This is a genomic window from Acidovorax sp. LjRoot194 (assembly GCF_964253015.1).
In the GTDB taxonomy this organism is placed as follows: Bacteria; Pseudomonadota; Gammaproteobacteria; order Burkholderiales; family Burkholderiaceae_C; genus Acidovorax.
The window spans coordinates 1,249,221-1,272,200 of the sequence record NZ_CAXUQB020000001.1; the positions used below are offsets into that span (position 1 = coordinate 1,249,221).

Annotated in this window: 15 protein-coding genes; 8 read left to right on the forward strand and 7 right to left on the reverse strand. The window is 67.5% G+C overall.

Annotated features, from left to right (window positions below; translation table 11 throughout):
- Nucleotides 1–5: 5 nt before the first annotated feature.
- Nucleotides 6–644, reverse strand: coding sequence for a LysE family translocator (locus ACSQ3N_RS05785; RefSeq protein ID WP_436145801.1), 639 nt, complete (start codon nt 642–644; stop codon nt 6–8).
- Between the two features lie 158 nt (nt 645–802).
- Here ACSQ3N_RS05785 and ACSQ3N_RS05790 point away from each other — a divergent pair, with 158 nt between their 5' ends.
- The gene (locus tag ACSQ3N_RS05790; RefSeq protein ID WP_056161293.1) at nt 803–1,771 is read left to right on the forward strand and encodes a Bug family tripartite tricarboxylate transporter substrate binding protein; all 969 of its coding nucleotides are present in this window, start codon (nt 803–805) and stop codon (nt 1,769–1,771) included.
- Nucleotides 1,772–2,135: 364 nt separating this feature from the next.
- Here the strand turns inward: ACSQ3N_RS05790 and ACSQ3N_RS05795 are convergent, their stop codons facing one another.
- From ACSQ3N_RS05795 to ugpB, 6 genes are all read right to left on the reverse strand, one after another.
- Nucleotides 2,136–4,625: a DUF3772 domain-containing protein gene (locus tag ACSQ3N_RS05795; RefSeq protein ID WP_436147925.1), complete on the reverse strand. Its 2,490-nt coding sequence runs from the start codon at nt 4,623–4,625 to the stop codon at nt 2,136–2,138.
- Between the two features lie 309 nt (nt 4,626–4,934).
- A complete protein-coding gene (gene ugpQ, locus ACSQ3N_RS05800; protein ID WP_436145802.1) occupies nt 4,935–5,675 on the reverse strand; it encodes a glycerophosphodiester phosphodiesterase in 741 nt (246 codons plus the stop codon).
- Between the two features lie 184 nt (nt 5,676–5,859).
- Complete coding sequence (locus ACSQ3N_RS05805; protein WP_436145803.1) at nt 5,860–6,867, reverse strand: sn-glycerol-3-phosphate import ATP-binding protein UgpC; 1,008 nt, start codon at nt 6,865–6,867, stop codon at nt 5,860–5,862.
- 61 nt (nt 6,868–6,928) lie between these two features.
- Nucleotides 6,929–7,780, reverse strand: coding sequence for a sn-glycerol-3-phosphate ABC transporter permease UgpE (ugpE, locus tag ACSQ3N_RS05810; protein ID WP_056161299.1), 852 nt, complete (start codon nt 7,778–7,780; stop codon nt 6,929–6,931).
- A 1-nt stretch (nt 7,781) separates the two neighbouring features.
- Nucleotides 7,782–8,663, reverse strand: a complete 882-nt coding sequence (ugpA, locus tag ACSQ3N_RS05815; protein ID WP_436145804.1) for a sn-glycerol-3-phosphate ABC transporter permease UgpA — start codon at nt 8,661–8,663, stop codon at nt 7,782–7,784.
- A gap of 224 nt (nt 8,664–8,887) precedes the next feature.
- Nucleotides 8,888–10,207, reverse strand: coding sequence for a sn-glycerol-3-phosphate ABC transporter substrate-binding protein UgpB (gene ugpB, locus ACSQ3N_RS05820; protein ID WP_056161302.1), 1,320 nt, complete (start codon nt 10,205–10,207; stop codon nt 8,888–8,890).
- 299 nt (nt 10,208–10,506) lie between these two features.
- Here ugpB and serA point away from each other — a divergent pair, with 299 nt between their 5' ends.
- The 7 genes from serA to ACSQ3N_RS05855 all read left to right on the forward strand — a co-directional run bounded on the left by serA (nt 10,507) and on the right by ACSQ3N_RS05855 (nt 22,970).
- The gene (gene serA / locus ACSQ3N_RS05825) at nt 10,507–11,736 is read left to right on the forward strand and encodes a phosphoglycerate dehydrogenase (RefSeq protein WP_056161304.1); all 1,230 of its coding nucleotides are present in this window, start codon (nt 10,507–10,509) and stop codon (nt 11,734–11,736) included.
- Between the two features lie 430 nt (nt 11,737–12,166).
- Nucleotides 12,167–14,632 (forward strand): poly-beta-1,6 N-acetyl-D-glucosamine export porin PgaA, encoded by a 2,466-nt coding sequence (pgaA, locus tag ACSQ3N_RS05830; RefSeq protein ID WP_056161306.1) that lies wholly within the window; start codon nt 12,167–12,169, stop codon nt 14,630–14,632.
- 2 nt (nt 14,633–14,634) lie between these two features.
- The gene (gene pgaB / locus ACSQ3N_RS05835; protein ID WP_056161307.1) at nt 14,635–16,668 is read left to right on the forward strand and encodes a poly-beta-1,6-N-acetyl-D-glucosamine N-deacetylase PgaB; all 2,034 of its coding nucleotides are present in this window, start codon (nt 14,635–14,637) and stop codon (nt 16,666–16,668) included.
- The gene (pgaC, locus tag ACSQ3N_RS05840; protein ID WP_056161309.1) at nt 16,665–18,002 is read left to right on the forward strand and encodes a poly-beta-1,6-N-acetyl-D-glucosamine synthase; all 1,338 of its coding nucleotides are present in this window, start codon (nt 16,665–16,667) and stop codon (nt 18,000–18,002) included. The genes pgaB and pgaC overlap by 4 nt, the downstream gene beginning before the upstream one ends.
- The gene (pgaD, locus tag ACSQ3N_RS05845; RefSeq protein WP_056161310.1) at nt 17,999–18,511 is read left to right on the forward strand and encodes a poly-beta-1,6-N-acetyl-D-glucosamine biosynthesis protein PgaD; all 513 of its coding nucleotides are present in this window, start codon (nt 17,999–18,001) and stop codon (nt 18,509–18,511) included. The genes pgaC and pgaD overlap by 4 nt, the downstream gene beginning before the upstream one ends.
- Before the next feature lie 76 nt (nt 18,512–18,587).
- Entirely contained in the window at nt 18,588–22,526 is a 3,939-nt protein-coding gene (locus tag ACSQ3N_RS05850; RefSeq protein ID WP_056161312.1) for a DUF3683 domain-containing protein, read from the forward strand.
- On the forward strand, nt 22,527–22,970 hold the full coding sequence (locus ACSQ3N_RS05855) for an HIT family protein (protein WP_436145805.1): 444 nt from the start codon (nt 22,527–22,529) through the stop codon (nt 22,968–22,970).
- Nucleotides 22,971–22,980: the final 10 nt, after the last annotated feature.

Here is a 22,980-nt window from a genome sequence, read left to right on the forward strand (position 1 = left end):
TGCGGTCAGCCCAGCTTGTGCCGTGCCTGCAGCAGTCCCAGGCCCAGTGCGATGAAGGTTGCGCCCACGAAGCGGTTGAACAGCTTGGCGTGCGCCACGACGTGGCCCTTCACCAGCGCGATCAGCGCCACGTAGAACGCGTGCGAGACCAGCGCCCAGATGGCGAAAGTCGTGGTCAACAGCAGGTACTGCATCCACAGCGGCTCGCCGGGCACGATGAACTGCGGAAACAGGGCCGAGAAGAACAGGATGGCCTTGGGGTTGGTCAGCGACACGCCCAGGCCTTGTGTCAGCAGTTGCCAGTTCTTGCGCTCTCGCCGCTCCACAGGCGCCAGGCCCGCATCGTTGCCGATCAGCGGGTCCTTGCTGCGCCAGCGCTTGATACCCAGCCAGATCAGGTACATCGCACCGACCACTTTCATGACCAGAAACGCATCCGCCGACAGGCTCAGAATGGTCCCCATGCCGATCATCGCCAGCCCCGACACGGCGAAGATCCCGATCACGCTGCCCAGTGAGCTGAACACCGTCCGCCTTGGCCCGACGTCGACCGAGTTCGATACCGCCAGCAGCACGGCCGGGCCGGGCGTAAAACACATCAGCAGCGAGACGCCGCAAAACAGGAGCCAGTGGGCGAAGGTCATGGTGAGGGTGTTTCAGTGGCTGCGGACAGAGCGGTTTTTGGGGACGAGCGGGCAGCCCTTGCAACGGGTCGCTTGCGGGTAACACCCCGTGCCAGCCCCTGAAAGCCAGCCTAAGCTGCAAGCTTTCTGTTCAGCAACCCCAATAAGGAGATCTTCGCATGCGCCTGCGCACCTGCCTGGCTGTCGCCGCCCTGGCCTTTTTGTCGTCCGCAGCCGCCCTGGCCCAGGGCTTCCCGTCCAAGCCGATCCGCATCGTTGTGGGCTTTCCGGCGGGCGGGCCCCTCGACCAGCACGCGCGGTTGCTCACCGACAAGCTGCAGGCCGTGCTGGGCCAGCCGGTGCTGGTCGACTACAAGGCCGGCGCGGGCGGCACGGTGGGCGCGCAGGACGTGATGAAGGCCCCGCCGGACGGCCACACGCTCATGCTGGCCAACACCGGCGTGATGGTGATCAACCCGGCGCTGTACAGCCGCCTGCCGTACGCCACGCTCAAGGACTTCACGCCCATCGCGCGCACCGCCATGCAGCCGCTGGCGCTGCTGGTCAACACCAACGTGCCCGCCAAGAACCTGCAGGAGTTCATGGCGTACGCCAAGTCGCGCCCGGGGCAGGTCAACTTCGGCTCGGCGGGCAATGGCGGCATCAGCCACCTGGTGCCCGAGATGTTCAAGACCGCCACGGGCCTCTTCATGGTGCACATCCCGTACCGCGGCAGCGCACCCGCGTTCACCGACCTGATCGGCGGCCAGGTGCAGTTCATGGCCGAGAGCATTCCGCAGGCCGCCTCGTACCACAAGCAGGGCAAGGTGCGCGCCCTGGCCGTGACCAGCCGCGAGCGCAACCCCGCGCTGCCCGAGGTGCCCACGGTGATCGAAAGCGGCATCAAGGGCTTCGAGGTCGTGGGCTTCTACGGCTTTCTCGCCCCGGCCGGCACGCCCAAGGACGTGGTGGCCAAGCTCAGCGATGCATTCGGCCAGGTGATGCAGTCCCCGGACGTGAAGAACCGCATGGTGAGCCAGGGCGCCGACCCGGCATTTCTGGGCTCGGAGGACTTTGCGAAGTTCCTGGCGAGTGAAATGCCGCGCTGGGCGGATGCGGTGAAGAAGTCCGGGGCGAAGCTGGATTAGGCAGAGGCCGTGGGGTCGTGCGCCCGCATGCGCATCCCCATCCCCATCCCCATCCCCATCCCCATCCCCATCCGTCCACGCTGAGCCTGTCGAAGCGCCGCGCAAGGCTTCGACAAGCTCAGCCCGAACGGTGGGTGAGAAGGTTGGTGGGCTGGCGTATTGGCAGTCAGGTCTGGAGGCTGTGCGCGGCTACCACCCCACCCAACCTCTCAACCATCCCATCACCCACCACCCGTTCACGCTGAGCTTGTCGAAGCGCAGCGCCAGGCCTCAGCAAGCCCAGCCCCGCCAGCGTGTGATGTTGATGAAAAAAGCCTTCTACCGCGCACACAGCAAGCGCAATTAGCTATGAATAACGTAGCACCTACCCCGGCGCACCCTGCTGCGGCTGCGGCACGCTGACCGTCGACAACGGGCCTGCAGCCGCCACCGGCGCATACGGCGCCACCGCCGTCGTGGCCGGTGGCGACAGCGCCAGCCCTGCGTCGCGCAGCGCGGCGAGGATGGTGAACAGCAGATCGCTGCGCACGCCGCCCGCGTTGCGCGGGTTGCTCACATAGCCGATGGCCAGAAAGGTCAGCGTGCCGTTCAGGATGCCTTCGAGCTGCACGATGGGCTCGGGGTTGTCCAGCACGCCCTCGTGCTCTTCAAAGGCTTTGAGGATCAGGTCGCGCATGCGCGCGGCGTCCGTGTCCAGCGGGGCGGGCAGGCGCAGCAGCACCCGGCCCGGCGCGCCGGCCAGCGTCATGTTGCGCACGGTCTTGGTGATGAACTCCGAGTTGGGCACGATGACGGTGGAGCGGTCGCCCAGCTGGATCTCGGTGGCGCGCACGTTCACGCGGCGCACGTCGCCTTCGGTCTCGCCCAGCACCACCCAGTCGCCTACCTTCACCGGGCGCTCGGCCAGCAGGATCAGGCCCGAGATGAAGTTCTGCACGATGGCCTGCAGTCCGAAGCCGATGCCCACCGACAGCGCGCTGGCCACCCACGCGATGCGCTCCACGCTGATGCCCAGGCCCGCCAGCGCCACCGCGATCACCAGCACGCCGCCCACGTAGCCCAGCAGCGTGACGATGGAGCTGCGCATGCCCGGCTCGAGCGAGGTGTTGGGAAAGTAGCGGTCGCTCAGCCAGCGCTTGAGCACGCGGATCATCAGCAGCCCCGCCACCACCACGGCCAGCGCGGTCAGCAGCGCCTGCGGCGCCAGCGTGATGTCGCCCACCTTGAGGCTGTGGTCCACGGTGCTGCCCCGGCGAAAGACCTCATCGAACCCGGTGCCGAACGGCGCCATGAGCGCGATCACCATGTAGAAGAACAGCGCCACGCGCAGCACGCCCGACACCAGCACGGAGGCTTGGTCGAGCAGCTTGGCATCGAGCCCCAGGCCCTTGTGCAGCCGCTCGCCGAAGCCGCCCTTGGACGACAGCACGGCCTCGCACACGTCGTCCGCCAGCTGGAACAAGAGGTAGGTGGTGGCGAACACCACGCCCGTCCACAGCATCTGCCGCGTGAGCGTGCCGGCCAGCGCGACATAGCCGAACACCACCAGCAGCACCGTGGCCAGCGTGGCCACGCCCGCCGCAGCCACCAAGAGGCCGACCCAGATCGGGCGGGGGGGCGCATCGGCAGGAGGGGCTGCGCCGTCGGCCGCGTGGCTGGCGTCCTGCTGCGCTGCATCCGCCGCCACAGGCCCGCCGGGGCTGGCGCGCAGGTGGCGCAGCGCCAGGGCCACGATGGCCGAGAGCAGCAGGGCCGTGGCCGCGTGCACGGTGACCTCGGCCGCCAGGCTCGCGCCCACGATGCCGTTGACCTCGTTCACCACGCCGCTGGCCGATGCCACGATGGCCACCGACCAGGGGTAGGGGCTCAGCCGCCGCGCCAGCTCGTCCGACAGGCCCGGCAGGCGCCAGGAGCTGCGCTTGCGCGCCAGCAACGCGTGCCCCAGCCCGACGATGAAGGCCGCGAACACCGCCTGCCGCACGGTGGCCTGCGCCAGCGCCCGCAGGCGGTCGTTGAAGTTGCCGTCCACCTCCAGCCCCGTCCAGGCCAGCTGGGCCGCCATACCGATGATGAGCACGTAGACCAGCACCGAGGTCGAGGCCAGCAGCGAGCGGCGCAGCCGCCCCGCCGGCAGCCGCGCGGGCGCCAGGCGCACCAGCACGCGCTCGGCCAGCCAGGTGCCGGCCACGGCCAGCAGCACGGCGCCGATGAGGCTCAGCCAGAAGACCGAGCGGTGGTCCGGGGCCAGGGCCACGGCGGTCGCGTCGCGCAGGTCGTTGCCCAGCAGCTGCAGCCGGGCCAGGTCGCCGGGTGCGGCGTTGCGCAGCGCGCGCCAGAAGGTGCTGCCCAGCGGCGAATCGGTGCGCGTGGTCAGGGCGGCCTGGAACTGCTCGCGCCGCTGGCGCAGCAGCTCGGTGCCGCGCTGCTCGGCATCCACGCTGATGAGGCGCGCGAGCTTGAGATCACCGTCCACCACCGCGCGCTGCTTGCCCAGGCTGGCGCGTTGCTCGGCCACGTCCGGGGCGTCGGGCGTGGCGCCTTTCTCGGGCGCGGGGCCCAGGCCCGACAGGCGCGAGTCGATGTCGGCCAGCTCTTCGGTGCGGCGGGTGGTCAGTTGCTCCGCCGCCTTGCCGATGGCGTTGACGTCGGACAGCAGCTTGCGCCCGTCGTCCTCTTCGCCCAGCTTTTGCGGTATGGCGTCGAGCTGCCGGCGCAGCTCGTCCACCGTGGGCAGCGGTACCTCTGCCGCGGCCGGTTTGCTGGCGGTGGTGGCGGCCGCGGGGGCGGCTTTGGTCTGTCCCTGCGCGTTGGCGGTGGTGGCGGCAGTGCCCATCGCGCCCGCCAGGCACAGCATGGCGATCAGGCGGGGCAGGCACCAGCGCCAAACAGCGGCCCGGCGGTGGTGGGCGGGTAACTCCCCGTGCGGCCGCGCAGGCTCGGTGGCCGCCGTCATTGTCGCGGTGGGTTGTGGGGTGGTGGCAGCGGCAGCGCGCGGGCGAAGGGTGGCCGCAGCGGCACGGCGCAGGAAAAGCAGTGGCATCCGCCGATTGTCGGCGGCAGGCGGTGCAGCGGGGTTAACAAACTGTAGGCCGCCGCCAAAGCTGCCCGTGGGCCATGGCCGCAGCGGGCCCGGCCACACCGTGGCGCCGAACGGGAAAAGCGATCAGCCCGCCGGGCTGAACAGGTCCACCCGGTCGGTGATGATGCCGTCGGTGCCCAGGTCGATCAGGCGCTGCGCGGCCCAGTCGTCGTTGACGGTGTAGCTCAGCGTGCGCAGGCCAGAGGCCTTTACCTGGGCCACGAGGGCGCGGTCCCACAGCGCGTGGTTGCACACGATGGCCACGCAGCCCAGGTCACGGGCCACGTCGAAGCAGCCGTCCCACAGCGTGTCGAGCAGCAGCGCGCGCGGGATGTGCGGCGCGGTGGCGCGGGCGCCGGCCAGGGCGTCGGGCTTGAAGGACGAGAACAGCGGCTGCACGGCCTGGCCCTGCCAGAGGCGGGCCGACAGTTCGCCGACCACCTGCCCGGTTTTATCTTCGAGCCCGGGCGTGGGCTTGATCTCGATGTTGAGGAAGTAGCCGTTGGCGATGCAGTAGCGGGCCAGGTTCTCCAGCGTGGGCAGCGGCTCGCCGGCGTGAGCGCGTGAATGCCAGCCGCCCGCATCGAGCTGGGCCAGCACGCTCCACGCCAGGTCGCCGCCGGTGCCGTGGCTGTTGGTGGTGCGCTGCAGCGTGGCATCGTGCATGAGGAACGGCACGCCGTCGGCGCTGAGCTTGGCATCGCACTCGAACATGCGGTAGCCGTGCTGCGCGCCCAGGCGGAAGGCCGCCAGCGTGTTCTCGGGTGCCAGCTTGCCGGCGCCTCGGTGGGCGATCCAGCGGGGGTAGGGCCAGGGGGTGGTCATCGTCGTAGGGGCGGGTGGTGGACGTGGCGGTCTGCGGTGGGCAGTGGGCGGTGGGGCGGGGCCTTGCGCGGGCGCCCGGACAGGGAGCGCTTCCTTTGCGGCAACCCCATGGGCCGCAAGGAGTAAAGGGCGGCTGAACGTCTGCGCGGCCACGAGGCAGGCCGCGCAGCCGCTCAGGAGCGCATCAGGGAATGCGTTTTCCGGTGGTGGCGTCGAACGCGTGCAGGCGGTCAGCGCGGGGCTGCACGTAGATCACCGAATCCGGGGCGGGCGAGTGCGTGCCTTCTTCCACCCGCACGATGATCTGCTCGCCGTTGATGCGGCCGTAGATCAGGCGTTCGGCGCCCAGCAGCTCCACGGTTTCGACCTTGATTTCCCAGCCGTCGCTGCGCACGTCCAGATGCTCGGGGCGGATGCCCAGGATGGTGCCGGGCGCGGCGCTGGGCGCGTTCTTGAGCAGGTTCATCGGCGGCGAGCCGATGAAGCTGGCCACGAAGGTCGAAGCGGGCGTGTGGTAGACCTCTTCGGGCGTGCCGAACTGCTCCATGTTGCCGGCGTTCATCACGATCATGCGTTCGGCCAGCGTCATGGCCTCGACCTGGTCGTGGGTCACGAACAGGCTGGTGATGCCCAGCTCGCGGTGCAGTTTCTGGATTTCGAGGCGCGTCTGGGCGCGCAGCTTGGCGTCCAGGTTGGACAGCGGCTCGTCGAACAGGAACACCTGGGGCTGGCGCACGATGGCGCGGCCCATGGCCACGCGCTGGCGCTGGCCGCCCGACAGCTCGCGCGGCTTGCGCTCAAGCAGGTGGCCCAGTTCCAGGATCTTGGCGGCCTTGTCCACGCGCGCCTTGATTTCGTCCTTGGGCACCTTGGCGATCTTCAGGCCATAGGCCATGTTCTCGAAGTTCGTCATGTGCGGGTACAGCGCGTAGTTTTGGAACACCATCGCGATGTCGCGCTGGGCGGGTTCCAGGTCGTTCACGACGCGGTCGCCGATGCGCAGCTCGCCGCCGGAGATTTCTTCCAGGCCCGCGACCATGCGCAGCAGGGTGGACTTGCCGCAGCCCGAGGGGCCGACGATCACGATGAATTCACCGTCCTTGACCTCGGCGTTCACGCCGTGGATGACTTGGTTGGCCTTGGGGCCGGTGCCGTAGCGCTTGACGATATTGCGAAGGGATATGGATGCCATTTTGCTATTGAATTTGTAGCTGCTAGCGCAGATGTATGAAGCGGTAGGGGCTGTTTTGTCTTTATTTTTCGGTGTCCACGAGGCCCTTGACGAACCAGCGCTGCATCACCACGACCACGAAGGCGGGGGGCAGCATGGCCAGCAGGGCGGTGGCCATCACGATGTTCCACTCGTTGCCCGCGTCGCCGCCGGCCAGCATGCGCTTGATGCCGATCACCACGGGGTACATGTCTTCGGACGTGGTCACGAGCAGCGGCCACAGGTACTGGTTCCAGCCGTAGATGAACTGGATCACGAACAGCGCAGCGATGGACGTGCGCGACAGCGGCACCAGGATGTCCTTGAAGAAGCGCATGGGGCCTGCGCCGTCCACGCGGGCGGCCTCGACCAGCTCGTCGGGCACCGTGAGGAAGAACTGCCGGAACAAAAACGTGGCCGTGGCCGACGCGATCAGCGGCACCGTGAGGCCCGCATAGCTGTTGAGCATGCCCAGGTCCGACACCACCTGGTAGGTCGGGCCGATGCGCACTTCCACCGGCAGCATCAGCGTGATGAAGATCAGCCAGAAGCAGATGCCCTTGAACGGGAAGCGGAAGTACACGATCGCGAACGCCGACAGCAGCGAGATCGCGATCTTGCCCACGGTGATGACCATGGCAGTGACGAAGCTCACCCACATCATGCGGGCGACAGGGGCGGTGGAGCCCGCGCCAGAGCCGCCGCCGAACAGGGCGTCGTGGTAGGTCTGCCAGAAGTTGCCGCCGGGCACCATGGGCATGGGCACCTGCACGATGTCCTGCGCGGTGTGGGTGGAGGCGACGAACGCCAGGTACAGCGGGAAGCCGACGATGATCACGCCCAGCACCATGATGAGGTGCGAGAACGCGGTGAGATAAGGACTGCGTTCAACCATTTCAGTACTGCACTTTCTTCTCGACGTAGCGGAATTGGATCACCGTGAGAACCACCACGATGGCCATCAGCACGACCGACTGCGCGGCCGAGCCGCCCATGTCCATGGCCTTGAAGCCGTCGTGGTACACCTTGTAGACCAGGATCGCGGTGTCGCGCCCCGGGCCGCCCTGCGTGGTCGAATCCACGATGGCGAAGGTGTCGAAGAATGCATACACCACGTTGATCACCAGCAGAAAGAACGTGGTGGGCGACAGCAGCGGGAACTGGATGCTCCAGAACCGGCGCCATGGGCCGGCACCATCAATCGAAGCCGCCTCGATCAGCGACTTGGGGATGGACTGCAACCCTGCCAGGAAGAACAGGAAGTTGTACGAGATCTGCTTCCACACCGCGGCGATCACGATCAGCGACATCGCGTGGTCGGAGTTGAGCATGTGGTTCCAGTTGAACCCCGACTGGCGCAGCATGTACGCCACCACGCCCAGCGAGGGCGAGAACATGAACATCCACAGCACGCCGGCCACGGCGGGTGCCACGGCGTAGGGCAGCAGCAGCGCCGTCTTGTAGACGAGCGCGCCCTTGATGATGCGGTCGGCAAAGATCGCCAGCATCAGCGACAGGCCGATGCCCACCACCGCCACCAGGATCGAGAAGAACGCCGTGGTCTTGAACGATGCGAGGTAGCCCGGGTCTTCGAACAGGTTCTTGAAGTTGTCGAAGCCCACCCATTCCGTGGACATGCCGAAGCTGTCCTGCATCTGGAACGATTGCACCAGGGCCTGGCCGGCTGGCCAGAAGAAGAAGACGCTGATGATGGCCAGCTGGGGTGCTATGAGCACCCAGGGCAGCCATGCGGAGCGAAAAAGAACGCGTTTTTCCATGTCCAGACTCTTAAAAATTCCCCCCGCGCTCCACCGCCGCTCTTGGGGGGCTGCCCTGTTACCGGGCAGATTCTTGCCGCGGGAAGCCCTGCCGGCAAAAAAGACAACCCGCCGCCCGGCAAACCGCTTGGGTTGGCAGGGGCGGCGGGCTTTCGATGCCACCCCGGCCACAGGGGCCGGAGGGCATCAGCATGCGCTCGATGAACGCTGACTTACAACGCTGCTTACTTGTTGGCACGCGCGAAGCGGGCCAGTTGCTCGTTGCCACGGGTCACGGCCGTGTCCAGCGCTTCCTTGGGCGACTTCTTGCCCGACCAGATCTGTTCGGTTTCCTCGTCGATGATGGTGCGGATCTGCACGAAGTTGCCCAGGCGGATGCCGCGCGACTTGTCGGTGGCCTTGCGGATCATCTGCGTCACGGCAACGTCGGTGCCGGGGTTCTTTTCATAGAAGCCCGATGCCTCGGTCAGCTTGTACGCCGCCGTGGTCACGGGCAGGTAGCCCGTGCGCTGGTGGCTGGCGGCCTGCACCTTGGTGTCGTTCAGGAAGTTCAGGAAGTCGGCGACGCCCTTGTACTCCTCGGCCTTCTTGCCGGACATCACCCACAGGCTGGCACCACCGATGGCGGTGTTCTGGGGCGCGCCCTTCACATCGTCGTAGTAGGGCAGGGCTGCGATGCCGTAGGCGAACTTGGCTTCCTTGGCGACGCGGGCGTACAGGCCCGACGAGCCGGTGATCATGGCGCACTCGCCCGATGGGAAGGACGCGTCAGGCGCGTTGCCGCGGCCCTTGTAGACGAAGCTGCCGTCCTTGGAGGCCTTGGCCAGGTTCTCGAAGTGGCGAACGTGCAGCGGGGTGTTGATTTCCAGCTTGGCGTCGTTGCCGTCGAAGCCGTTGTTCTTGGACGCGAACAGCGTGTTGTGCCACAGCGAGAAGCTCTCGAGTTGCGTCCAGCTGATCCAGCTGGTGGTGAACGGGCAGCTGTGGCCGCTGGCCTTGAGCTTTGTGGCGGCAGCGAAGACTTCAGGCCAGGTCTTGGGGGCCTTTTCAGGGTCCAGGCCAGCCTTCTTGAAGGCGTCCTTGTTGTAGTAGAAGATCGTGGTGGAGCTGTTGAGCGGGTAGCTCAGCATCTGGCCATTGGGCGCGGTGTAGTAGCCGGCCACTGCCGACACGTACTGGGTGGGGTCGAACTTGAAGCCGCCGTCGTTCAGCACCTTGGCGGCGGGCACGATGGCGCCCTTGCTGGACATCATGGTGGCGGTGCCCACTTCGAACACCTGGATGATGTGGGGTGCATTGCCCGCACGGAATGCGGCCACGGCACCTGTCATGGATTCGTCGTACGTGCCCTTGTAGGTGGGCACGACCTTGTACTTGGTCTGGCTGGCGTTGTACTGCTTGGCCAGGTCGTTGACCCAGTCACCGAGCGCTGCGCTCATCGAATGCCACCACTGAATCTCGACCGGGGCCTGAGCCTGGGCCTGTGCAGGCAGGCACGCCGACATGGCGATGGCAGCGCAGACCGCCAGATGCTTCGTTTGCATGAATATATCCTCTGAGAATGACGAAAAACACAAGGGCCGAATGCTATGCACCCCATGTGTCATTGATATGTCGTTGTCGCATGACCGCAGGCCGTGCAACAACCGGGAAACCCCTTGGGATGTCCGTCAGGGATGCGATTGTGACTCTTTTGTGACAATGTGCGACGCATTTGCCGAGGCTTGCAAGGTTTTGTGCGATGCACCATGCTGCGGGTCACGTTTCGGTGGCTCCCGCACCGGTTCGTTCGCGCCGCAAACGCGCCGAGTTTCTTTTCTCCTCACCCTTTCTTCTTATCGCCATGGCTACCAATTCGCTGGACAAGAACAAGATCAAATTTCTGCTGCTCGAGGGCATCCACGCTTCCGCCGTGGACGTGATCCGGGCTGCGGGCTACACCCAGATCGAAACCGTGTCCGGCGCGCTGCCCGATGAAGAACTCAAGCGCAAGATCGCCGACGTGCACTTCCTGGGCATCCGTTCGCGCACGCAGCTGACCGAAGAGGTGTTCTCCCATGCGCAAAAGCTGGTGGCGGTGGGCTGCTTTTGTATCGGCACCAACCAGGTCAACCTCAATGCGGCGCGTGAGCGCGGCATCGCGGTGTTCAACGCGCCGTATTCCAACACCCGCTCCGTGGCCGAGCTGGTGCTGGCCGAAGCCATCCTGCTGCTGCGCGGCATTCCCGAAAAGAACGCGGTGGCGCATCGCGGCGGCTGGCTCAAGTCGGCCGACAACGCGTATGAGATCCGCGGCAAGACCCTGGGCATCGTGGGCTACGGCTCCATCGGCACGCAGCTGTCGGTGCTGGCCGAGGCGCTGGGCATGCACGTCGCGTTCTTCGACGTGGTGAACAAGCTGCCCCTGGGCAACGCCCGCCAGGTGCACCACCTGCACGACCTGCTGGGCCAGAGCGACATCGTGAGCCTGCACGTGCCCGAGCTGCCATCGACCGAAGGCATGATCGGCCCGGCCGAGATCGCGGCCCTGAAGCCCGGCGCCATCCTCATCAACGCCGCCCGCGGCACGGTGGTGGATATCGACGCCCTGGCCGAAGCGCTCAAGGCCAAGAAGCTGCTGGGCGCGGCCATCGACGTGTTCCCGGTCGAGCCCCGCACCAACAAGGACGAGTTCCAGTCGCCCCTGCGCGGCCTGGACAACGTGATCCTCACCCCGCACGTCGGCGGCTCCACCATGGAAGCCCAGGCCAACATCGGCCTCGAAGTGGCCGAAAAGCTGGTGAAGTACAGCGACAACGGCACCAGCACCTCGTCCGTCAACTTCCCCGAGGTGGCGCTGCCCGCCCACCCGGGAAAGCACCGCCTGCTGCACATCCACCGCAACGTGCCGGGCGTGCTGTCCGAGATCAACCGCATCTTCTCGGACAACGAGATCAACATCTCCGCCCAGTACCTGCAGACCAACGAGAAGATCGGCTACGTGGTGATCGACATCGATGCCGCGTCGTCGGACCTGGCGCTGGACAAGCTCGCACAGGTCACCGGCACCCTCAGGAGCCGGGTGCTGTTCTAACGAACCTCAGGGCCGTTCGCCGGCCCATTCGGGGTCATTGCCGCTATCGGCCCAAGCCGCGCACCGAGCCTCCCGGTGCGCGGCTTTTTTGTGGGTTGTCGTCTTGACGCTCCATTAGCCCACTGTGCGAAAAGACGGCGCGCCGCACAAAGTTCTGAAAAACAGGCTCGATTGAATTTGTTACACATCCAGCCGGCAATCCTGACAGTACTAGAGGGCAATGAGCCCTCTTTTTCCAAGGAAACACCTGAAATCCCGGTGTTCGTCTAAAATTCACAGTTTGATACAACTCTTTACAGCAAGGGTTGTTGAACATTGTTTGCAAAGCGAGCCGCGCGGTAGGTCTGTCGCTGGCAACAATGGCGGCCACGCCGGCGCTCACCGCTGCCGGCACCGTGTTTTCTACCCGCTGTCTCCACTTTTCGTCTGTATGTTCGGGAACCCGTTTCCTTCCCTGCCCCTGCCCGTTCGCCCCGCGTTCCACGCCGCCGTGGCCGCTGGTGCGATGGCCTGCGCGTTGGCGTATGCGGACACGGCCACGCCCGTACCGGTGGCCGAGTCCTACGACGCCTTGGTCCGGCGCGCCAGGACCGGAGACACCACCCCGGTGCTCGACTACCTGCGGCAAAAGCGGCTGGACCGTGCCGATGCTGCGCGCCTGGTGGCCGACTGGATCGATATCGCCGGCTGGGCCCGGCTGGACCAGGAAGTGGTGGATGTGTACCGCCGCCATGGCGCGTCGCTCACGCTGCCGGTCAGTACCCTGGCGTCGGTGGCGCGCGCCCACCGCAACTTGCGGCAGTGGGACGACGCGCTGGCGCTGTATGCCCGCGCCTTGGCGCGCAGCCCGGATGACGCGGAGCTGCGCATGGGGGAGATCCACGTCCTGGCGGATGCGGGGCGCGATGCGGATGCGCGCACCAAGGCCGAAGCGCTGGTGGCCGAGACCCCCATGGTGGCGCGCCGCCGCCTGGCCCTGGCCTATGTGCACACGGCGGCGCGGCGCTTTCATGCGGCGCTGGCCGAGGCGAGCCGCGCGCGCTCGCTGGCACCCGACGATGCCGAAGTGCAGATGGCCTATGCCGACGCACTGCAGTCCGCCGGCCTGCCGGTGCAGGCGCAGGCCCTGGTGGACGCACAGCCCGCGCTCATGGGCGCGGCGCAGCAGCGCAGGCTGCAGGCCGACATCGGCGCGGAAATGGTGCGCCTGTCGTTCGCACCGGTGCGCAGCGAGAGTGAGCGCTTCGCAGTGGCCGACAAGGCCCTGGCGTTCTACGAGCAGGTGTTTGCCCGGTGGAGCGCCGACCCGCAGGCCGTGCGCGACCTGCAGCGCATGCGCATCGACCGCATCGGGGCGCTGACCGTGCGCAGCCGCATGGACACGGCGGTCGCCGAGTACGAGGCCCTGCGGCGCGATGGCGTGCCGGTGCCGGACTACGCCCTGCGCTGGGTGGCCGGCGCCTATCTGTACCTGCGGCAGGCGCAGGCCGCGCGCCTGCTGTATGCCGAGTTGCTCGAGCGCAGCCAGGCGGATCCGTCGGTCAGCTCCGGCGATGCCTCGGGCCTGTTCTATTCGCTGGTCGAGTCCGAGGCCATGGACGCCGCCGTGTCCCTGGCGGACGGCACGCAAAAGGCGTTTGCCGCCACCCCCGCAGGCCGCGCCGTCTGGGCCTCTGCGGCCATGGAGGCAGCGCAGGCGCACAGCTTTTCCGACGACACGCCCGAGGCGCAGCTGCGCCTCGAACGCATGGTGCAGCAGGCGCCGGGTCACCTCGGTGCGCGCATCGCGCTGGCGGGCGTCTACCGGGGCCGCGCCTGGCCGCGCCGGGCCGAGCAGGAGCTGAAACTGGTCGAAGCCATGGAGCCGCGCGCGCTGTCGCTGGAGCTGCAGCAGGGCTTCACCGCGATGGACTTGCAGGAGTGGAAGCAGGCGGACGCGCTGGCCGATGACGTGCTCGAACGCTATCCCGAAAACCTCCAGGTGCAGCGGCTGGACCGGGCGCGCCGGGTGTTTCGCATGCCCGAGCTGCGGGTGTCGGGCTACCGCGGCCTGTCGTCCAGCCCCAATCCCTCCACCGGCAACGGCGACTACGGCACCGACACCGTGCTCTACAGCGCGCCGGTGCAGGACGACTGGCGCCTGTTCGCCGGCTTCGGCTTTGGCAGCGGCGACTTCCGCGAAGGCCGCGGCGTGCACCGCAGCTACCGCGCTGGCGGCGAATGGCGGGTGCGCGACAACACCGTGGAGGGCGAAATCTCCACCCACAACTTCGGCTACGGGCAGCGCACCGGCCTGCGGCTGGAGGGGCGCCACGATCTCAGCGACCAGTGGCAGATCAGCGGCGCCGCGGAGCGCCTGTCGCGCGACACGCCGCTGCGCGCGCTGCGCAGCGACATCACCGCCGACAGCGTGACCGCCGCACTGCGCTGGCGCGCCAACGAGCGGCGCGACTGGAACGTGAGCGTGGGTGGGCTGGACTACTCGGACGGCAACCGCCGCCTGTCCGTCGGCGTGGCCGGCCGCGAGCGCATCTACACCCGCTACGGCGTGTACGCAGACCTGGTGATGGAGCTCTCGCACTCGCGCAACAGCCGGCCCGGCGGGCCGTACTTCGCGCCCGAGTCCGATGTCTTCCTGCTGCCCACGCTCGACGTGGCGCACGTGCTGTACCGCCACTACCAGCTGGAATGGCGCCAGCGCCTGCAGCTCGGCGTGGGGGCGTACGCCCAGCGCGGCTACGGCGTGGGCGAGGTCGCCACGCTGGGCTACGGGCAGCGCCTGCGCGTGAACGACACCCTGGAAATGGGGCTTTCCTTTTCCATCACCCGTCGCCCTTATGACGGCGTGGACGAGCGCATCCTGCGCACCGCGTTCGATCTTCTCTACAGGTTCTGAGAATGTTTCCGACAGTCTTCTCGCTCATCCGTCGCAGGGCCCGCATGCTGTGCGTGCTCGCATCCATGGCCGCATGCATGCTGGTGCTGCCGGCCTTGGCCGCAGACGCGCAGCCGTTCGTGCCCCCCAAGGCCCGGACCCTGCCCGAGGCGGAGCGCCCCTGGCCCGTCAACAGCTTCGTGACCGTGGCCTACCACGACGTGCAGGACGGCGAGGCCGATGCGCGCTACCTGGCCGTGCGCACCGACCGCCTCGTCGCGCACTTTGCGTGGCTGCGGCAAAACGGCTACCAGCCGGTGTCGGTGGACCAGATACTGGCCGCACGCGACGGCGGCAAGCCCCTGCCGGCCAAAGCCGTGCTGCTGACCTTCGACGACGGATACCGCAGCTTCTATGACCGCGTGTTCCCCCTGCTCAAGGCCACCGGCTGGCCTGCGGTGCTGGCGCCCGTGGGGGAGTGGCTGGACGCGCCGGCCGACCAGCCGGTGGACTTCGGCGGCCTGCAGACGCCCCGCGAGCGCTTTGCCACCTGGGCCCAGGTGGGCGAGATGGCGGCATCGGGCCTGGTGGAAGTCGGTGCGCACACCGACCACCTGCACCACGGCATCGTGGCCAACCCCCAGGGCAACACGCAGCCCGCCGCCGCCACGCGCCGGTATGACCCGGCCACCGCGTCGTATGAGAACGACGAGGCCTTCCTGCGGCGCCTCGAGGCAGACGTGGCGGCCATCACCACCAAGATCCGCGATGTGACCGGCAAGGCCCCCCGGGTCTGGGTATGGCCGTATGGCGCCGCCAACGGCAGCGCACTGGCCGTCGTCAAGCGCCACGGCTACCAGATGGCGATGACGCTGGACGAGGGCATCGGCAGCACCGCAAGCCTGTTCAACACGCCGCGCGTGCTGGTCACCGGGGACCCGTCGGTCGATCAGTTCGCCTCCGCCGTCATCGCCACGCAGGAGCACCGGGTGCTGCGCGTGGCCCACGTCGACCTGGACTACCTCTACGACGCCGACCCCGCGCAGCAGGCACGCAACTTCGACCACCTGGTGCAGCGCGTGCAGGACCTGGGCGTGAACACGGTGTTCCTGCAGGCGTTTTCCGATGCGCAGGGCGACGGCACCGTGCACTCGGTGTACTTTCCCAACCGCTGGCTGCCCGTGCGCGCCGACCTGTTCAACCGCGTGGCGTGGCAGCTGCGCACCCGCACCCGCGTGGCGGTGTACGCCTGGATGCCGGTGCTGGCCTTCGACCTGGACGCCGCGCTGCCCCGGGTGCAGCGGGTCAACGACAAGGGCGAGGCCACGCCGGACACGGGCCAGTACCGCCGCATGTCGCCGTTCGATCCCACGGTGCGCTCGCGCATCGCCGACCTGTATGAAGACCTGGCCCGTTCGGCCTGGTTCGACGGCGTGCTGTTCCACGACGATGCGTTGCTGTCCGACTTCGAGGACGCGAGCGCACCCGCGCTGGCGGCCTACCGCGCGGCGGGCCTGCCCGGCACCATCGCCGAGCTGCGCGCCGACCCCGCCACGTTGCGGCGCTGGACGCAGTTCAAGACTCGCGCGCTGACGGACTTCACGCTGGAGCTGGCAGGGCGTGTGCGCGCCATCCGCGGCCCGCAGGTCAAGACCGCGCGCAACATCTTCGCCATGCCCATGCTCAAGCCGGAGAGCGAAGCCTGGTTCGCGCAGAACCTGGACGACTTCCTCGCCTCGTACGACTGGACCGCGCCCATGGCCATGCCGTTCATGGAGAACGTTCCCGACGCCGATGCGGATGCCTGGCTGGACACGGTGGTGGATTCCATCCGCCGGCGACCCGGAGCGATGGACCGCACGGTCTTCGAGCTGCAGGCGGTGGACTGGCGCAACAGCCAGCCCGTGCCCGGCCAGCGGCTGGCGGGCTGGATGCGGCGGCTGCAGATGCGCGGCGCGCGCAGCTTCGGCTACTACCCCGACAACTTCATCACGGGCGTGCCGAGCGTGGAGCAGGTGCGGCCGGCCCTGTCCAACAGCGGGGCGTTGCAGCCATGAGGAGCCGCGTGCTTGCGCTGCTGGCGCTGTCGCTCATCGTCTGCGGTCCGCTGGCGCTGCAGATGCTGCTGTCCAGCGACGCGGTGCTGGACTTCGTGTTCCTCTACCCGCTGTTCATGTCGGGCATCTGGATCGCGGGCGGCCTGTACTACTGGATGCACTGGGAGCGCCACTGGGCCTGGGGGCCGGACGTGCCCGCGCCCGCGCTCAAGGGCGAGCCGCTGGTGTCCATCCTGGTGCCCTGCTACAACGAAGGCGACAACGCCGCCGAGACCCTGGGCGCGGCCCTGGCGCAGCGCTACCCGAACATCGAGGTCATCGCCATCAATGACGGTTCGCGCGACAACACGGGCGAGGTGCTCGATGCGCTGGCCGCGCAGCACCCGCGCCTGCGGGTGATCCACCTGGCGCAGAACCAGGGCAAGGCCATCGGCCTGCAGATGGGCGCCGCCGCCGCGCGCAGCGAGTACCTGGTGTGCATCGACGGCGATGCGCTGCTCGACCGCGACGCGGTCGCCTACCTGGTGGCGCCGCTCATCGACAACCCGCGCGTGGGCGCGGTGACCGGCAACCCGCGCATCCGCACCCGCTCCACCCTGGTGGGGCGCATCCAGGTGGGCGAGTTTTCTTCCATCATCGGGCTCATCAAGCGCACGCAGCGCGTGTACGGCCAGGTGTTCACCGTCTCGGGCGTGGTGGCGGCGTTCCGCCGGCGGGCGCTGGACGACGTGGGCTACTGGAGCCCGGACATGATCACCGAGGACATCGACATCAGCTGGAAGCTGCAAAAGCGCCACTGGTCCATCTTCTTCGAGCCGCGTGCGCTGTGCTGGATCCTGATGCCCGAGACGCTGCGCGGCCTGTGGAAACAGCGCCTGCGCTGGGCGCAGGGCGGTGCCGAGGTGTTCCTCAAGAACCTGCGCGGCATGTGGAACTGGCGCAACCGCCGCATGTGGCTGTTGATGCTGGAGTTCTGCATGTCCACGGGCTGGGCCTTCATGTTCGCGGTCACGGTGGTGCTGTACCTGCTGGGCAAGTTCGTCCACCTGCCGGGCAACCTGTTCGTGCCGCGGCTCATGCCGCCGTCGTTCACCGGGCTCGTGCTGACGGTGACCTGCCTGCTGCAGTTCACGGTGAGCGTGTCCATCGACCGGCGCTACGAATCGGGCATGCGCAGCACGCTGTACTGGATGATCTGGTACCCCGTGGTCTTCTGGCTGCTGAGCCTGTTCACCACCCTCGTGAGCTTTCCCAAGGTCATGCTCAAGACCCAGCGCGCGCGGGCCCGCTGGGTCAGCCCCGACCGCGGCATCGCCCGGCCTGCACCGCCATGAACGGCCCGCTCATCCACACCCGCCAGGGCCGGCTGCCCCGCCTGGTCGACGCGGCCGTGACCCTGGTGGCCTGGGCCGGCTTCCTGTTCCTGTTCTACCGGGGCGTCGCGGCCATGGTGCAGTCGCCGACGCTCGATCTGACAGCGCGGTTCGATGCGCTGCGCTCCACGGTGGACACCTTGCTGTGGTACGGGGTCATCGCGGCCTTCAACGCCGCGGTGCTGGCCGGCTGGGCGCTGTACAACCAGATCCGCCGCAAGGTGGAGCGGCGCAGCGTGATCCCGGCGCTCGACGACAGCCAGCTGTCCGCCAGCTTCCATCTGACGCCGGAGCTTCTGCAGGCCATGCGCTCGAACCAGGTGATCGTGGTGCACAACGACGAGCACGGCGGCATTGCCGACGTCATGCCGCGGTGCGTTCCCGGCGCGTGGACGTCGTCTGCCACCGAGCAGACCATGGGTGCGACGGCGGTGGAAGCCAACCGGATTCCATGGCGCCAGACGGCGTGAATGCGGCAGGCAGCGGGGTGGCATAAAATCGCGGGCTCCCACGGTCCAGCGCATAGCGCTTCCCCAGGTCTACTTCATGAACGCCTTTACTGCGGTCGCCGCCCTGCACACCCAGGCCGCGGAACCTGCGCGCCTACGCGAGATTCCCTATAACTACACCTCGTTCTCCGACAGGGAGATCGTGATCCGCCTGCTGGGGTCTCCGGCCTGGGACCTGCTGGACCAGCTGCGCAAGGAGCGCCGCACCGGCCGGTCGGCCCGCATGCTGTACGAGGTGCTGGGCGATATCTGGGTGGTGCAGCGCAACCCCTACCTGCAGGACGACCTGCTGGACAACCCGGCCCGCCGCAAGCTGCTGGTGGACGCGCTGCAGCACCGCCTGGGCGAGGTCGACAAGCGCCGCACCCCCGCCGACGATGCCGGGCGCGACCGCCTGGTGGGCGAGCTGGTGGTGGCCGCGCGCCGTGCGGTGGCCGAATTCAACGCCACCTTCGAGCAGGCCGCGCAGCTGCGCCGCCAGATCCAGAAGACCCTGGGCCGCCTCACGGCCAAGGACAACATCAAGTTCGACGGCCTCTCGCGCGTGAGCCACGTGACCGACGCCACCGACTGGCGCGTCGAGTACCCGTTCGTGGTGCTCACGCCCGACACCGAGGTCGAGATGGCGGGCCTGGTCAAGGGCTGCATCGAACTGGGCCTGACCATCATCCCGCGCGGGGGCGGCACCGGCTACACCGGCGGCGCGATTCCGCTGACGTGGAAGAGCGTGGTCATCAACACCGAAAAGCTCGAAGCCATGACCGAGGTGGAGATGCGCCGCCTGCCGGGCATGGACAGCGAAGTCGGCACCGTGTGGACCGAGGCCGGCGTGGTCACCCAGCGCGTGGCCGACGCGGCCGAGCGCGCGGGCTTCGTGTTCGCGGTGGACCCCACCAGCGCCGAGGCCAGCTGCATCGGCGGCAACATCGCCATGAACGCGGGCGGCAAGAAGGCCGTGCTGTGGGGCACGGCGCTCGATAACCTGGCCAGCTGGCGCATGGTCACGCCCGACGCCCAGTGGCTCGAAGTGACCCGCCTGGACCACAACATGGGCAAGATCCACGACGTGGAGACGGCCACCTTCGAGCTGCAGTACTTCGAGGCCGACGGCAAGACGCCCGTGCGCACCGAGCGCCTGGCCATCCCGGGCAAGACCTTCCGCAAGGAGGGCCTGGGCAAGGACGTGACGGACAAGTTCCTGTCGGGCCTGCCCGGCATCCAGAAAGAGGGCTGCGACGGCCTCATCACCAGCGCGCGCTGGGTGGTGCACCGCATGCCCGAGCACACGCGCACCGTCTGCATGGAGTTCTTCGGCAACGCCAAGGACGCGGTGCCCAGCATCGTCGAGATCAAGGACTACATGTTCGCCGAGCAAAAGCGCTCGGGCGTGCTGCTCGCCGGCCTGGAACACCTGGACGACCGCTACCTGAAGGCCGTGGGCTACGCCACCAAGAGCAAGAAGGGCAATGGCGGCCTGCCCAAGATGGTGCTGATCGGCGACATCGCGGGCGACAACGCCGACGAGGTGGCGCGCGTGACCAGCGAAGTGGTGCGCATCGCCAACTCGCGCAGCGGCGAAGGCTTCATCGCCATCAGCGCCGACGCGCGCAAGAAGTTCTGGGCCGACCGCAAGAAGACGGCTGCCATCAGCCGCCACACCAACGCCTTCAAGATCAACGAAGACGTGGTGATTCCGCTGCCGCGCATGGCCGAGTACACCGACGGCATCGAGCGCATCAACATCGAGTTGAGCCTGCGCAACAAGATCAAGCTGTGCGATGCGCTGACCGAGTTCTTCGAGCGCGGCAACCTGCCGCTGGGCAAACACGACGCGGACGACGAAGTGCCATCGCCCGAGCTGCTGCAGGAGCGCGTGGCCCAGGCCATCGCCCTGGTGCAAGAGGTGCGTGCGCTGTGGCAAGGCTGGCTGAACGACGTGGAAGTGCTGTTCCCGCAGCTGCAGGACCACACGCTGCGCGCGAGCTGGAAGACCCAGCTGCGTGCGCCGCTCTCGGGCATCTTCACCGGCGCGGCGTTCAAGCCCATCCTTCAGGAAGTCACCGCCATCCACCAGCGCGTGCTCAAGGGCCGCGTCTGGGTGGCCCTGCACATGCACGCGGGCGACGGCAACGTGCACACCAACCTGCCGGTCAACAGCGACGACTACGAGATGCTGCAGACCGCCCACGAGGCGGTGGAGCGCATCATGGTGCTGGCGCGCAGCCTGGACGGCGTGATCTCGGGCGAGCACGGCATCGGCATCACCAAACTCGAGTTCCTGACCGACGAAGAGCTGCTTCCGTTCGCGCAGTACAAACAGCGGGTGGACCCGGAAGGCCGGTTCAACAAGGGCAAGTTGCTACGAAATCAGGAGCTGCCAGCGCTTGCTGGACAAGCGGCAGGGGCCGATTTGGCTTCAAACCCCGTGCGCCACGCCGACCTGACCAACGCCTACACGCCGAGCTTCGGCCTCATGGGGCACGAGTCGCTGATCATGCAGCAGAGCGACATCGGTGCGATCGCTGATTCGGTCAAGGACTGCCTGCGCTGCGGCAAGTGCAAGCCCGTGTGCGCCACCCACGTGCCGCGCGCCAACCTGCTGTACAGCCCGCGCAACAAGATCCTGGCGACCTCGCTGCTGGTCGAGGCTTTTCTGTACGAAGAGCAGACGCGCCGCGGCGTGTCGATCAAGCACTGGCAGGAGTTCGAGGACGTGGCCGACCACTGCACGGTGTGCCACAAGTGCGAGAGCCCCTGCCCGGTGAAGATCGACTTCGGCGACGTCACCATGAACATGCGCAACCTGCTGCGCAAGATGGGCAAGAAGAGCTTCCGTCCGGGCAATGCGCTGGCGATGACCATGCTCAACGCGACCAACCCGGATACCATCAAGTTCATGCGCTCGGCCATGGTGGACGTGGGCTTCAAGGCGCAGCGCATGGCCGTGGACCTGCTGCGCAAGGTGGGCCGCAAGCAGACCGCCAAGCCGCCCGCCACGGTGGGCACTGCGCCCGTCAAGGAGCAGGTGGTCCACTTCATCAACAAGAAGCTGCCCGGTGGCCTGCCCAAGAAGACGGCGCGCGCGCTGCTCGACATCGAGAACAAGGACTATGTGCCCATCATCCGCAACCCGGCCACCACCACGGCCGAGACGGAGGCGGTGTTCTACTTCCCTGGCTGCGGCTCCGAGCGCCTGTTCTCGCAGGTCGGCCTGGCCACCCAGGCCATGCTGTGGCATGCGGGTGTGCAGACGGTGCTGCCGCCGGGCTACCTGTGCTGCGGCTACCCGCAGCGCGGCAGCGGCCAGTTCGACAAGGCCGAGAAGATGATCACGGACAACCGTGTGCTCTTCCACCGTGTGGCCAACACGCTCAACTACTTGGACATCAAGACCGTGGTGGTCAGCTGCGGCACCTGCTACGACCAGCTGCAGGGCTACGAGTTCGGCAAGATCTTCCCGGGCAGCCGCATCATCGACATTCACGAGTATTTGCTGGAGAAGGGCATCACGCTGCAGGGCAAGGGCGCCTACCTGTACCACGAGCCCTGCCACAACCCGATGAAGCTCGGCGACTCGATGAAGACCGTGAAGGCGCTGGTGGGCGAGCAGGTCTTGAAGAGCGAGCGCTGCTGCGGCGAATCGGGCACGCTGGGCGTGACCCGGCCGGATGTGTCGACCCAGGTGCGTTTCCGCAAGGAAGAAGAAATCCGCAAGGGCGAAGCCAAGCTGCGCGAGGTCATGAAGGCCACCGGTGCGGGGCCGGGCGCCGTGGCCGCTCAGGACAACGTGAAGATCCTCACCAGCTGCCCGAGCTGCCTGCAGGGCCTGAACCGCTACCAGGACGATCTGCAGAACGGTTTGCTCGAAGCCGACTACATCGTGGTCGAGATGGCCCGCGAGATCCTGGGCGACAACTGGATGCCCGAGTACGTGCAGCGCGCCAACGGCGGCGGCATCGAGCGGGTACTGGTCTAGATGGCCACCGGCACTGCCTGCCCTCTGTGCGCGGAAGACGGCGGTGCGCTGGTCTGGCGTGGTGCAAACCTGCGCGTGATCCGTGCCGACGAAGCCGGCTTCCCGGCGTTCTACCGCGTGGTGTGGAACGCGCACGTGGCCGAGTTCTCCGACCTGTCGGCTGCCGAGCGAAGCCACTGCATGGAGGCGGTGACGCGGGTGGAGCAGGCGCTGCGCCAGCATCTGGCGCCCACCAAGGTCAACATCGCGGCGCTGGGCAACATGGTGCCGCACCTGCACTGGCACGTGATTGCCCGGTTCGACTGGGACAGCCACTTTCCGTCGCCCGTGTGGGCCGCGGCCCAGCGGCCAAGCCCGGCCGAGCGGGAAGACGCGGTGCGGCAACGGCTGCCGCAGCTGGAGGCCTCCCTGCTGCCCGTGCTGGAATCGCTGCAGCTGCCTTGAGGCGGGCCCT